A 13,835-nucleotide genomic window follows, 5' to 3' on the forward strand; every position below is an offset into this window, starting at 1 on the left:
GTCACGCGGTGAGGGCGGCGCACGCGGTCGGTGTCTGGCCGACCGCCCTGGCTTCGCCCGGCATGGTGGGCAGGGCGAACCTCAGCGCCGGGTGCCCCGTCCCGATACGCCGGCCGCGGCGCCTTCGCTGAAGAAGGCGGCAATCGCGGCATGCGTCTCCGCCGGACGTTCGAGCTGCGGCACATGGCCGCAGTCGAGCTCGAGGTGGCGCGCGGCGGGGAGGTGAGTCCGCACGTGCGCCGCGAAGGCGATGGGCACCAGCCTGTCCTCCCTGCCCCAGACGAACAACGCCGGCGCCTGCAGCGTGGCGAGCCGGGTCCAGAAGCCCTTCGCGCCGTGCGGCTCCTCGAGGTAGATCTGCCGCGCGGCCGCATAGAATGCGGCCCGCCCACGCGCCGTCAGATACGAGCGCAGGAATTCGTCCACGCCGGCCTGCACCCAGTTGTTGCCGGCGACCGGAATGACGCGGTGGACGATCGCCTCGACGGCCCAGCGCGGCGTGATCTGCAGCAGGCCGAGCTCGGGTCGCAGCAGCCGCAGCAGCGGCGCCCACGGCCGCTCGCGCTTCCAGGCCAACGACGGTGCGAGCAGTGCCAGGCGGCGCACGCGGTGGGCGTGGCGCAGCCCGACCTCCAGCGCGACCCGCCCGCCCATGCTGTTGCCGATCAGGTGCGCCTGTTGCAGCTCGCAGGCATCCATCAGGTCGAGCACGGCGCGGGCGAAGAAGGGAGGATGATAGGCGGCGCCCAGCGGCTTCACCGAATCGCCGAAGCCGGGCAGGTCGAGCGCGATCGTCCGGAAGGTCGGCGCCAGCGCCGCGACGGTCGGCAGGAAGGACCCCTTGGTCGCTCCGAGGCCATGGATGAGGATCACCGGCTCACCGGCTCCGGCGGTGAGGATCGAGAGCCGGCCCGAGGCCGTCTCGACATGGCCAAATCGCAGCCGCTCGGGCCCAGTGGCGCCGCTGGTCGCCGCCAGGAAGCCGACGCCGAGATTGAGATTGTGCCGGATGACCAGCCGCCCGGCGCGATACGCGTCCATGCCGCCGCGCAGATCGGCGGCGATGCGCTGCCAGGTCGCCGCGTCGGCGCTCAGACTCGCATCGGCGGTTCGTCTCGTATCGGCCTCGGCGAGACGCACCTCGCCGTCGCGCGGCAGCGCATCCCACTCTCCGACGCCGGCGACGATCAGGCGCAGGCGCGGCGTCGTCCCCGCCGCATCGAACGCGCTCGCATCGAAGCGGTCGACGAGGACCCGCAGGCTCTCCGGAACGGTCAGCGTCATTCCACCCGAACCTCACGCGCGCCTGGTTGCCCACATACGGGCGGCGCAAGAACGATACCACGCTCGGGCGAGTGGAGAGCGCCGCCGGATGGGGAGCGCCGCGGCGCGCCGCTCTCGAATCTGGCAAAGCCTGCCGCGTCGGACGGGGCGGCGTTCTCGCTTCCGCCACAGCGCCGTGTCATCGGGACCGCCGGCGCGGCGGCCGCGCGCCTGGCAGATCCCGTGCTGGAACCATCGTCACCGGGAGCCCGATGAAGCCACCCCCGACATGGCATCCCGACGTGCTGGTCGGCAGCCTGAGCACGATGCTGCGGTACGTCGCGCAGCCAGTGCAGAACACCCTGGGCGATCTCGACGTCTACACCGGGCGTCCGCTGGAGGAGCTCTTCCCGTCGCCGCGCCGGCTGCCGCGCATGACGGTGCGCGAGCGCTGGCGCCTGCTCGGCATGGTGAGCGAGGATCTGGTGTTCCGCTCCCTGCACCGGCCGCTCGAGCCCAAGTTCCGGCGCCGCTATCTCGCCGACTACCCCGAGGCGCACGACGTGTATGCGCGGCGCCTCCGTCCGGCGGGGAGCGAGCGGCGGCCGCGCCTGCTCTATCTGCACGGCTACATGCAACCCGAGACGTACACCGAGGAGCTGACGCTGCTGGCCAGCATGGCCCTGGCACTGAACGTCGAGGTCATCCAGATGCAGTTCCCCTACCATGGGCGGCGCACCCCGCGGACGGCGCGTTTCAGCGGCGAGCTCTTCTGGACCGCCGATCTGGTGCGGAGCTTCGAGGCTCTGCGCCAGACGCTGCTCGACGCGCGCACGTTGCTGCGCCTGCTCCTCGCGGACGATGAGCGGCCGGTGGGCATTGCGGGCCTGAGCCTGGGCGGCGCCCTCGCCCTGAGCCTCACCTGTCTCGAGCGGCGCTTCGTCTTCTCGATTCCGCTCATCGCGCACATGGATCTCGCCGCGTTGGTCGCCGACGCCCCGGTGCTGGCGACGATGCGGCGCGACCTGCGATCCTTCGGCTGGGACGACCAGGACTTCGCCAGGTTCGCCGCCGCCATCCGCTGGCACACCCTGCGGCCCAAGTTGCCGGCCGAACGCATCCTCCTCCTCGCCGCCTCCGCGGACCGCTTCTTCGCTCCCCGCCTCGTGCGGGACCTGCGGCAGCGGTGGGGCAACCCGGCGATCCACTGGTACCCCACCAGTCACATGGGTTTCCTGCCGCACCTGCCGGATGCGCTCGCCCGCATGCGGCGCTTCATCGATCGCCTCGCCTGACCATGCGCCGCTCCGACATGTCCGCGCGGCCAAGGCGGTTGATTTGGTCGCCGCATGCGGTCAAAAGGGCAGCGAATTCCACGGCGAGACGAACGCGGCCCGCGCGCTGATGGAGGCCCCATGCGGACGGCTGACCAGCCGATGAAACGCAAGGATTACGAGAAGGCGTTGCGCAGCCTGCAGGCCGAGCTGTGCACGCTGCAGGAGTGGGTCAAGGCGAAGGGGCTGCGCGTCATGGTCGTCTTCGAGGGTCGCGATGCCGCCGGCAAGGGCGGCGTGATCAAGGCGATCACCGAGCGGGTCAGCCCGCGCGTGTTCCGCGTCGTGGCGCTGCCGGCGCCGTCGGACCGCGAGAAGACGCAGCTCTACATGCAGCGCTTCCTGCCGCACGCGCCGGCGGCGGGCGAGATCGTCATCTTCGACCGCAGTTGGTACAACCGCGCCGGCATCGAGTACGTCCTCGGCTTCTGCACCAGGGCGCAGCACAAGCGCTTCCTGCAGGTCTGCCCCGAGTTCGAGCACTACATCGTCGACGACGGCATCCTGCTGATCAAATACTGGCTCGAGGTGAGCGAGGCGGAGCAGAAGCGGCGTTTCGCGGCGCGCATCAACGACCCGGTGCGCCAGTGGAAGCTGAGCCCGACCGACCTCTGCTCGCGCAGCCGCTGGTTCGAGTACTCGAAGGCCCGCGACCTCATGCTCGCCGCCACCGACACCACCTTCGCGCCCTGGCACATCGTGCCGTCCGACGACAAGCGCCGCGCCCGCCTCAACTGCATCAGCCACCTGCTCAGCCAGATCCCGTACAAGAAGCTGCCCCGCCCCAAGGTGAAGCTGCCCAAGCGCGCCACGCGCCACGCCTACGACGACCGCGCCAGCCTGCGGGGGCGACGCTTCATCGACGCGCGTTACTGATCCCACGCCAACGCGGGAGGACGAATGACGGACGCCACCGCGACGAGTCCCCCGACCGCCGCCGCCACCTGGCACGCGCTGTCCGCGGCCGACGTGGTCTCCCGGCTCACCACCGACGCGCAGCGCGGCCTCGCCGCCGGCGAGGCGAACGCCCGCCTCGCCCGCTACGGGCCGAACCGCCTCCCCGCGGGCCGGAAGCGCGGGCCGCTGGCGCGCTTCCTGGCGCAGTTCAACAACATCCTGGTCTACGTCCTGCTCGCCGCCGGGTTCACCAAGATGATGCTCGGGCTGTGGGTGGACGCCGCGATCATCCTCGGCGTCGTGGTGCTCAACGGCCTGCTCGGTTTCATCCAGGAGGGGCGGGCCGAGAAGGCGCTCGATTCGATCCGCAACATGCTCTCGGCCGAGGCGCGCACCACCCGCGACGGCGAGACGCGCATGCTCCCCGCCGAGGAGCTGGTGCCCGGGGACGTGGTGCTGCTCGAGTCCGGCGACAAGGTGCCGGCCGACCTGCGCCTGACCGAGGTCAAGAACCTGCGCACCGAGGAGGCGGCGCTCACCGGCGAGTCGGTGCCGGCGGACAAGTCGCCGCAGCCGGTGTCGGCCAAGGCGACGGTCGGCGATCGCGAGAACATGGCGTTCTCCGGCACCATGGTGGTCTCCGGGCGCGCGGTGGGGGTCGTCGTCGCCACCGGTAGCGACACCGAGCTCGGCCGCATCAACCAATTGCTCGCCGGGGTCAGCGCCCTGGAGACGCCGCTGCTGCGTCAGATCAAGAAGTTCGGCTACGCCATCACCGCCGCCATCGGCATCGTCACCGTGCTGGTCTTCTCCTACGGCCACTGGGTGGCGCAGATGGACTTCATCCCGCTCTTCCAGGCGGTGGTCGGCATCGCGGTGTCGGTCATCCCCGAGGGCCTGCCGGCGATCATCACCATCACCCTGGCGATCGGCGTCCAGCGGATGGCGCAGCGCAACGCGATCATCCGCCGTCTGCCCGCGGTCGAGACCCTGGGCTCGGTGTCGCGCATCTGCTCCGACAAGACCGGCACCCTGACGCTGATGGAGATGATGGTGGTGTCGGCGGTCACCGCCGAGGCCGCCTACCAGGTGAGCGGCAACGGCTACGCGCCGGAGGGCGCGGTGACGCGCGACGGCCAGCCGGCCGCCGACGACCCGGTGCTGAGCCTGCTCGGACGCGTCTCGGTGCTGTGCAACGACGCCCAGCTCTTCACGCACCAGGGCGCCTGGAAGGTGGAGGGCGATCCCACCGAGGGCGCGCTCTATCCGTTCGCCGCCAAGATCGGTCTGGCGCGCGAGGCCGAGGAGGCCGCCGCGCCGCGGCTCGACGCCATCCCGTTCGAGTCCGAGCATCGCTTCATGGCGACCCTGCATCGCCGGGCCGACGGCGCCGAGATGCTCCTCGTCAAGGGCGCACCGGAGGTGATTCTCGACCGCTGCGACCGCCAGCAGACCCGCGCCGGGGAGGCGGTGGCGATGGACCGCGACCACTTCCTGCGCGCCGCCGACGCGCTGGCCGCGCAGGGCGAGCGCGTCCTCGCGCTGGCCTGGCTGGAGAGCCCCGGCCTCGCCGCCGGCAGCCTCGGCCCCGCCGATCTGCCCGCCAACCTCGTTCTCCTCGGCCTCGTCGGCCTGCTCGATCCGCCGCGCCGGGAGGCGATCGAGGCGGTGGGCGAATGCCACCGCGGCGGCATCCGCGTCACCATGATCACCGGCGACCACAAGATCACCGCCGCCGCCATCGCCAAGATGCTCGGCATCGGCGACGGCACCACCGCCGTCACCGGCGCCGAGATCGAGGAGATGGACACCGCGACCCTGCAGGAGCGGGTGCGCGACGTCGACGTCTTCGCCCGCGCCAGCCCGGAGCACAAGCTGCGTCTGGTGAAGGCGATCCAGGCGAACAAGCAGATCGTCGCCATGACCGGCGACGGGGTGAACGACGCGCCGTCGCTGAAGAAGGCCGACATCGGCGTCGCCATGGGGATCAAGGGCACCGAGGTCACCAAGGAAGCGGCGGGCATGATCCTGGCCGACGACAACTTCGCTTCGATCACCGCCGCGGTGAAGGAGGGCCGGACGGTCTACAACAACATCGAGAAGGCGATCCTCTTCATGCTGCCGACCAACGTCGCCCAGGGCCTGGTCATCGCGGTCGCCATCTTCCTCGGCCTGCCGATGCCGATCACCGCGCCGCAGGTGCTGTGGGTCAACATGGTGACCTCGGTGGCGCTCGGCCTGGTGATCTCGTTCGAGCCGCATGAGCTCGACGTCATGGACCGGCCGCCGCGCGCGGTGGACCGCCCGATCCTCACCCCGTTCGGCATCTGGCGGGTCGTCCTCGTCGGCCTGGCGCTGCTCGGCTACACGCTGTGGGCGTTCTTCCAGATGAAGACCTCCGGCGCCTCGGATCAACTGGCGCGCACGGTCGCCGTCAACGCCATCACCATCGGCCAGATCTTCTACCTGCTGAACAGCCGCTTCCTCGTCGACTCGTCCCTCTCCCTGCGCGCCCATCTCGGCAATCCGTACCTGCCGCTCGGCATCGGCGCCGTGGTGGTGCTGCAACTGCTGTTCACCTACGCGCCGCCGCTGCAGCGTTTGTTCGACAACCAGGCGCTGCCGCTGTCGGTGTGGCCGATGCTGCTCGCCGGCGGCGTGGTGTTCTTCCTCGCCATCGAGGCGGAGAAGCTCGCCATCCGTTCCAGCCCGGCGCTGCGACGCATCGTCACCGCGGTGGAGGCGGGGACGTGACGCACCGGTGCCACCGCGCCCCCCGGCGCCTCGTCCTGGCAAATGGCGCCGGAAACCGCGTGCTGCGCGGAGCGCGCGCCCGCTACCGCGCCGCGGCGCGCAACGATTCGGCGAGCCGCCAGGCGTGGTGGAGGGCGCCGTCCGCCCACGCCAGCGCGTCGAGGGCGCCGCGGGCGTTCGTCGCCGACACCCGTTGCAGGGCGAGGTCCGCCAGCAACTGCTCGCGGCCGCTCCGCCGTTCCTCGCCCAGTTGACGGCTCGCGTTCTCGACGGCGCGGAACGCCGCCGGGGACGGCGCGCCCGCCGGGTCGCGGGTGGCGTCGAGGAGCTCCGCCAGCGCCCGCGCCGCGGCGGCGAATCCCGCCGGCGGCGACCAGTCGGCCGGGGTCGCGGGCGCCCTGGCCAGCTCCGCGTCGAGCTCGCCCAGGTGGTCGAGGGCGTGGCAGAGGCGGACCAGGCGCGGGCCGATGGTCGTCAGGTCGGTCGTCTCGAGCGACAGCGAGGTGAGGAACTGTTCGGTCCGCCGGACCGCGTCGGCGGCGGGGGCGTACGCCACCGGCTCGCCGGCGAGGCGGCGGCGCAGCGCGTCGACCACGCCGGTGGCGGTCTCCAGCAGCGCCCGCCACGCCGCCTCCAGCGCCACCGTGCCGCCGGCCTCGGCCAGCGTCGGCTGCAGGCGATCGACGGCGGTGTCGCGTCCCGGCCCGGTGAGGTGTTCGATGTAGCGCGCGAACTGATCGAGCCACGGGTAGAAGACGAGGATGCCGGCGAGCTTGAACAGGCTGCTGAACGACGCCAGCGCCAGCACCCCGTCGGTGGCGCCGAGCCGGCCGCCGATCCATTCCGCTGCCGTCGTCAGCGGCGTCAGGAACGACAGCGAGAGGACGCCGACCACGAGGCTGAAGACGACATGCGCGAGCGCCGAGCGGCGCACCGCCAGACCGCCGCCGACGGCGGCGATCGCGGTGGTCGCCGCCGAGCCGACGCTCTGGCCGACGATGATCGCGCAGCCCTGCTGGAAGGAGAGCGAGCCGGCATCGAGGGCGACGAGGGTGGTCGCGGCGGCGGCGCTCGAGCTCTGCATGACGAAGGTCATCACCATGCCGACGATGGCGAGGATCCAGCGCGCCGCCGGACCGCTGCCGGCGAAGGCCTCGAGGTCCCACGACGTCCCCGCCATGCCGTTCTGCAGATAGTCGATGCCGACGAAGAGCAGGCCGAAGCCGGCGAGGATGGCGCCCAGCGAGCGCCAGCGGCCGCGGCCGACCAGCCACAGCAGGGCGCCGATGCCGAGCAGCGGCATCGCCGCCGAGGCGATGCGCAGGCGCAGGCCGAAGATCGCGACGATCCACGGCGTCGAGGTGGTGCCGAGGGTGGCGCCGACGATCACGCCGACCGCCTGCGGGAAGGTGACCAGGCCGGCGCTGACGAAGCCGATGACGGTCAGCGTGGCCGCGGTCGAGGACTGGATCAGGACGGTGAACACGACGCCCGAGAGCACGGCGCTGAACCGTCCTCCCACCAGCCGCTGCAACGCCTGTCGCAGCGAGTCGCCCGCCAGTCCCTTCAGCCCCTCGGTGAGATGGTGGATGCCGAGCAGGAACATCCCCAGCCCACCCAGCACGGTGACGATGGTCGCATCCATGATCCGTCCTCCTTGCGTGGCGGGATGGCGAGGCCGGGGCGCTACTTTTCGTCGAAGGTCACCACCGCTTCCCAGTCGGGCGGCGGCGGGGTGGCGATCAGGGCGCGCGCGCGGCGGATGTAGAGCGCCGAGGGGTGGTCGTTGGCGCGCTCGTCGAGGACCCGCTCGAAGGCGGCGATGGCGGCGGCGAAGTCCCGGGCGCGGTAGGCGGCGAGGCCGGCGGAGAAGTGCTCGCGGATGACGGCCCACTCCGCGGCGCGGTCGCCGGGCCCGAGCACTTCGTAGATGCGGGACGTATCGTCCTTGCCCTTGACGCGCACGACGTCGAGCTCGCGCGTGACGATGGCGTCGCCGGCGGCCAGCACGGTCGCCTCGCTGGCGAGGATGGCGGTGCCGTACTGCTTGTTGACACCCTCGAGCCGCGCCCCGAGGTTCACGTTGTCGCCCATCACCGTCAGGCTCAGGTGGCCCGGCGAGCCCATGTTGCCGAAGACCATCGGGCCGCTGTTGAGGCCGATGCGGATGCTGAGCTGCGGCCAGCCGCGGGCGGCGATGGTGGCGTTGAGCGCGTCGAGGCGATCGATCATCTCGAGCGCGGCGCGGCAGGCGCGGGCCGCGTGATCGGCCTGCGGCACCGGCGCGCCCCACACCGCCATGACGCCGTCGCCGATGTACTTGTCGAGCATGCCGTCGTGCGCGAACACGACCTCGGTCATCTCGCCGAGATAGGTGTTGAGCAGCTCCACGAGCTGCTCCGGGGCGAGGCGCTCGCTGATGGTGGTGAAGCCCTTCACGTCCGAGAAGAGCACGGTGCGATCGCGCTTCTCGCCGCCGAGCGCCAGGGTCTCCGGCCGCTCGCTGATGTACTCGGCGAGCGCCGGGCTCAGATAGAGGTCGAGCATGCGGCGGGTGCGTCGCTTCTCGCGGTCGACCGACAGGTAGTGCTGGACGCTGACGGCGACGTACACGAGCACGACGGTCATCGTCTGGTAGGCGATGCCGAGCACCGTGCCGGTGCGGGTGAACAGCAGTTGGCTGAGGATCGCGTAGCCGACCAGCAGGACGGCGGCGAACGCGACGCCGCCCAGGCCACGGCTGAACTGCAGGGCGAGGCCGAGGAGCAGCGCCAGGGCGAGAATGACCAGGACGTCGGGGCCCTCCCAGCCGGGGCGGTGCAGGAAGTCGCCGCGCAGGATGTTGTCGAGCACCGTGGCGTGGATCTCGGCGCCGGGGTAGACGCGGTCGAGCGGCGCCGCGCGCACATCGCCGACGCCGATCGCGGTGACGCCGAGGACCACCAGCTTGTCGCGAAAGACCTCCGGCGACACCCGCCCGCCGAGCACGGCGCCGGCGCTGACGTGCGGGAACGTGCGCCCCGGGCCGCGGTACTTGACCAGCATCTGGCCCTGGTCGTCGACCGGGATCTGTTCGCCGCCGAAGCGCACCGACTCGACGCCGAACGGACCGATGCGGATCGCCGGCTTGCGATCCGGGAACGCGCGCTGCAGCATCGCCAGCGACAGCGGCAGCATCATGCGGTCGTGGAACAGGACGGTGAGCATCGCGTGCCGGTAGAGGCCGTCCTCGTCGGGCTGGAAGTTGAAGTACGCCAGGCCGGCAGCGGCCTCGGCGAGCCCGGGCAGGTTCTGCGTCAGGTTGAAGCCGCGCGTCACGCTCGCGTCGCTGGCGCCCGGCGCGCGCTGCACCAGCGGGTAGACGCTCTCGCCGGCGTACGGGCTCTCGTCGCGGCGCTGGAAGTCGAAGAAGTAGCCGAGGACGATGCGGCCCGAGTCGCGGATCACCGTCGCCAGCCGGGCATCGTCGGACTGCGGGCCGGAGAGCGCCCGGCCCACCTCCGCCCGGCAGGCGTCGCCGATGGCGCCCTGCAGCGCCGCGACGTCGCACGACGCGGTCGGTTCGGCCTGCACGAGGTCGATGCCGACGACGCGCGGCGCGCCGGCGTCGATGCGCGCCAGCAGGTCGGCGACCCGGGCCCGCGACCAGGGCCAGCGCCCCAGCTCGGCCAGGCTGGCGTCGTCCACCGCGACCAGCACCACCTCCGGCGCCGTCGTCTGCGTGCCCACCTGCTGCAGGCGGTAGTCGTAGGCGCGCAGCTCGACGAAATCGAGCGGTTTGACGCCGTAGCCGCGCAGGGCGGCCACCACGCCGCCGATCAGCAGCGCGAGGAGCAGGGGAACGAGGCGGCGCATGGCGGCGCGGCGGGCCGCGTCACCGGCGCGGCGCCGCCGCCGCGATCGCGCTGTGTGCCCGCGCCGGCGTCGGCGACCGCGACGGCCGGCGGCTCAGGGCACGCCGAGCTGGCCGCGCGAGTTGAGCACGGCGGGCGGCTGGCCGGCGACGTCGCCGGCGTTGCGCATCTCGTCGCGCCCGACCTGCCCGGCGAGCCCGCCCGACGAGGGCGCGCGGTCCGGCGGCGGCACGTTGTTGCCGCCGCTGGCGCCGGCGCTGGCGGCGGCCGCGCCACCCGCCGCCGCGCCGCCGCCGCCCACGGCGAGCGGCTGCAGGACGTTCGACTCGTGCATCATGTAGTCGGGATCGATCGGCTCCGGCCGCGTCGGCGCCGAGCCGCGGGCCACCGTCGTACCCTCGCTGGCGGTGACGTACACGGTGTTGTTCAGCACCTCCGCCAGGCTGCGCACCATGATGCGACCCTCGATGCCGATGACGTCGGTGGCGTCGCGCCTGGCGTCGTACTCGATCAGGAACGTCGTGCCGCGCACGCCGGCAACCGCGGTCGGGGTCTGGATCTCGTACGACGAGCCCGGGGCGCCGTAGACCTTGCTGACCAGCGCCCGCGCCTTGCCGGCGGCGAGCCGCAGCAGCGAGGTGTACGTGCTGTTCGCGGGATCGAACACCTGCGTGTCGACGGTGAGCGACGAGCGCTCGGTCAGGTCGACGACGCTGTCGTCGCGGAAGACGACGCGCATCTGGCCGTCGCCGGTGCGCAACTCGTCGCCGAGTTGCACGCCGGCGCCGACCGTCGCCGCGGTGAAGGCGCCGCCGCGGCCGATCTGCGCCTCGCCGCGCACCGAGGCGACGCTGCCGACGTCCTCCGCGACGGCAACCGATGCACACAACAGGAAGGGCAGCAGGGCGAGCCGAAAGCGTCTGTCGATCATCGTCAGTACCTCACCTGGACGGCGAACGAGCCGATGTTGCGATCATACGTGAAAACGGTCTTGTTCGAATCATTGAAGGTGCCGAAATACGACAGCACCAGCGACAGGTGCTCCCAGAGCTCCGGGACCGGCCGTTCGAGCGAGAAGATCACCCGGTGGTCGTTGTCGACCCTCGGGGTGAGCCCGCGCGGGTTGAACCCGTTCGGGTAGTTCTGGAGATCATTGCATGCCGCGGGCGTGCTCGAGCCGTTGACGATGCAGCCGCTGGCCGGGCTGTAGGTCTGGTGCTCGTAGCGATAGGCCAACTCGCTCAGCACCTGGAAGGGCAGCGGCCAGCGGATGCCGACTTCGCCCGCCCACGAGCCGTACTGGTACTGGTCGCGGTTGAACTCCTGCAGCGGGGTGTTGCCCGGTTGCGGCGTCTGGAAGCCGAGCTGGTAGCCGACCCAGAGCTGCTGCGCGGCGTTGCCGAGGTCGAAGAACTGGCGCGTGCCGGCGAAGCTGTAGATGCCGTTGAGGGCGCCGTAGCACGCGCTGCCGGCGCCGCCGGGCGTCGTCGGCGGCGGACAGTTCGCGGCCTTGAAGCTGCGCGGCTGGACGCGGGCGTAGATCTCGGTGCGGCCGAATCCCTCCTCGCGGATCGACACCCAGGGCATGCCGGTGGCCTCCGAGAGGTAGCTCTCGCCGCCCAGCAGGTAATAGTCGTAGCGGCCGAGCAGACCGATCGAGACCCAGTCGAAGTCGTACTGCAGTTGCATCGACGGGCGGTTGTCCGTGAGGTTGAAGTCCGAGAGCTGGAACTGGACGCTCTGGAAGAATTCGTAGCCCACCGACAGGCTGGCGCGGCCCCAGTGCAGCGGCGTCCAGCGGCCGCCGCCGTTGATCACGTAGCGCCAGTCGCCCTTGCCCGACACCGAGCTGGGGATGGTCTGACTCGGCCCCAGGGTGACGTTGCTGTCGTACTCCAGCGCCATGGTGCCGAAGGCGGAGTAGTCGGCGGCGCGCTCGTCGGCGATGACGGTCAGGTACTGCGCCGACTCGCGGCCCATGGCGGTGTCCGGGTTCTGGCGTTGCACCGCGGCGAAGGCCGACTCGGCGCTCTCGTAGTCGCGGCGGCGGAAGGCGATGACGCCCTCGTAGTACTGCGCCGCGGTGGCCAGGCTCGGATCGCGGTCGGCGGCGCGGGTGAAGTTGGTGCGCGCGAGCTCGTAGCGGCGGAGGCGGAGCTGTGCGACGGCGAGATAGAAGGAAGCTTGGGCGTCGAGCGACGCCACCTGCTGCGCCTGCATCAGCGGCGCCTCGGCCTTGGCGGGGCGATCGGCGTCCACCAGCGCGATCCCGAGCTCGAGCGCCGCGTTGGGGAAGTAGGGTCGCAGCGCCAGCGCCCGCTCGAGATCCTCGATGGCGCCGCTGCTGTCGCCGCTCCGGGCGCGCACGACGCCGCGCTGGTAGCGCACGTCGGCGTCGTCGGGATCGGCGGCGACCGCCTGGTCGAGCAGCGCCAGCGCCTCGGCATTCTTGCCGTCATCGATGGCGATCAGCGCCCGCGCCCCGAACGCCTGCGACGCCTCGTTGGCCGGCGCGGGGCCGGCGATGAGGCACGCGAGGAGGGTGGCGAGCAGCGCCGGACCGCGCGGCGCCCGCGGCGTCGCGATCATCGCGGCACCGGCCGCGCCGCCGCGCGGGAGCGCGGCCCGCCGGGGCGCCGATTGGAGCGCGGGAGAGTCGGGATCACGGCAGCTCCGGGGTCGCGGTCGGCGTCGGCGTCGGGACGAAGACGGCGCCGCCCGCTGCGCGGCCGGCCGCGCTCGCCACCGGCAACGTCGGGGTCGGCGTCGCCGGCGTGCCGACGAAGAAACGGTAGCTGAAGTCGAGATCGCGCGGCGGATCGGCGAGGTTCTGCGCCGTGATGCGCGCGTCGACCGGTCCGTTGGGCAGATACGACAGATACTCGGCGACGGCGCGGGCGAAGAAGCCGGTGACGCCGAGGTTGTTGCCGCTGCTGCACGGCTCGCCGCCGCTGTCCTTGCACGGCGCGAGCTCGAGCGGCACGCGCTTGGTGATCGGCCGGAAGACCGGCGGCTCGCCCTGCGGCGCGTCGAGGGTGATGTCGAGCGCCACCGACGGGGCCGCGATGCCGGTCTCGGCATCGACGACGGTGAAACCCATCTCCACCGGCAGGTCGACGGAGGCGTTCTGCGGCGGGGTGAATTCGAGCAGGAACGGCAACGCCGACACCGCGACGTCGCCGAGGTTGACGCGCACGCCGCCGAAGATGGTGATCGCCTTCGGCTCGCTGCCGTACGCCGCCGACGCGTCGAGCGTGTCGCAGGGCCGCACGCCGCTGGTGTTCAGGGTTTTGCACGTGGCCGTGACGTCGGGCGGCAGGGGCGCGAAGTCCTCGACGTAGCCGTCGATGGTGACGGTGGCCGGCCCGAGCGGCAGATCGGTCAGCACCAGGCTCGGCTGGCCCGGCACCGGCTTGGGCGGCAAGAGGGCGGGGTCGGCGGCGATGCAGCAGGTCTCGCCGCTCTGCGAGCGGAAGACGACGCGGCCGATGGTGCAGATGTCGGGGAGGATCGAGCCGCCGCCGCCGGGGGTCCGCGTCGCCGGCGGGGTCGGCGGCGTGCCATCCGGGGTGGCGGTAGTCGTCGCCGTGGCGAGCGGCGTCGCCGGCGTCGCGCTCGCCACCGGGGTGGCGGTGCGCGGCAGCGGGCCGCCGATCGGTCCGCCGCCACAGGCCGACAGCCCCAGCAGCGCCAGCGCCGCCGGGACGCGGAACGGATTCCCCAACATGGCGTC

At 71.9% G+C, this 13,835-nt stretch carries 9 protein-coding genes; 3 read left to right on the forward strand and 6 right to left on the reverse strand.

Annotation, left to right across the window (positions count from 1 at the left end):
• Positions 1-81: 81 nt before the first annotated feature.
• Positions 82-1,284, reverse strand: coding sequence for an alpha/beta fold hydrolase (locus KF840_07825; GenBank protein ID MBX3024804.1), 1,203 nt, complete (start codon positions 1,282-1,284; stop codon positions 82-84).
• 251 nt (positions 1,285-1,535) lie between these two features.
• Here KF840_07825 and KF840_07830 point away from each other — a divergent pair, with 251 nt between their 5' ends.
• The 3 genes from KF840_07830 to KF840_07840 all read left to right on the forward strand — a co-directional run bounded on the left by KF840_07830 (position 1,536) and on the right by KF840_07840 (position 6,248).
• Positions 1,536-2,558: an alpha/beta hydrolase family protein gene (locus tag KF840_07830; GenBank protein ID MBX3024805.1), complete on the forward strand. Its 1,023-nt coding sequence runs from the start codon at positions 1,536-1,538 to the stop codon at positions 2,556-2,558.
• 141 nt (positions 2,559-2,699) lie between these two features.
• On the forward strand, positions 2,700-3,473 hold the full coding sequence (gene ppk2 / locus KF840_07835) for a polyphosphate kinase 2 (GenBank protein ID MBX3024806.1): 774 nt from the start codon (positions 2,700-2,702) through the stop codon (positions 3,471-3,473).
• A gap of 24 nt (positions 3,474-3,497) precedes the next feature.
• The gene (locus tag KF840_07840) at positions 3,498-6,248 is read left to right on the forward strand and encodes an HAD-IC family P-type ATPase (GenBank protein MBX3024807.1); all 2,751 of its coding nucleotides are present in this window, start codon (positions 3,498-3,500) and stop codon (positions 6,246-6,248) included.
• Between the two features lie 82 nt (positions 6,249-6,330).
• Here the strand turns inward: KF840_07840 and KF840_07845 are convergent, their stop codons facing one another.
• From KF840_07845 to KF840_07865, 5 genes are all read right to left on the reverse strand, one after another.
• Positions 6,331-7,893, reverse strand: a complete 1,563-nt coding sequence (locus KF840_07845; GenBank protein ID MBX3024808.1) for a Na/Pi cotransporter family protein — start codon at positions 7,891-7,893, stop codon at positions 6,331-6,333.
• A gap of 41 nt (positions 7,894-7,934) precedes the next feature.
• The gene (locus KF840_07850) at positions 7,935-10,103 is read right to left on the reverse strand and encodes an adenylate/guanylate cyclase domain-containing protein (GenBank protein ID MBX3024809.1); all 2,169 of its coding nucleotides are present in this window, start codon (positions 10,101-10,103) and stop codon (positions 7,935-7,937) included.
• A gap of 93 nt (positions 10,104-10,196) precedes the next feature.
• The gene (locus KF840_07855) at positions 10,197-11,033 is read right to left on the reverse strand and encodes a FecR domain-containing protein (protein MBX3024810.1); all 837 of its coding nucleotides are present in this window, start codon (positions 11,031-11,033) and stop codon (positions 10,197-10,199) included.
• Between the two features lie 2 nt (positions 11,034-11,035).
• Complete coding sequence (locus KF840_07860; protein ID MBX3024811.1) at positions 11,036-12,691, reverse strand: tetratricopeptide repeat protein; 1,656 nt, start codon at positions 12,689-12,691, stop codon at positions 11,036-11,038.
• 73 nt (positions 12,692-12,764) lie between these two features.
• The gene (locus KF840_07865) at positions 12,765-13,829 is read right to left on the reverse strand and encodes a hypothetical protein (protein MBX3024812.1); all 1,065 of its coding nucleotides are present in this window, start codon (positions 13,827-13,829) and stop codon (positions 12,765-12,767) included.
• Positions 13,830-13,835: the final 6 nt, after the last annotated feature.

Source organism: bacterium, from assembly GCA_019637795.1.
Lineage (GTDB): Bacteria > Desulfobacterota > Binatia > HRBIN30 > CADEER01 > JAHBUY01.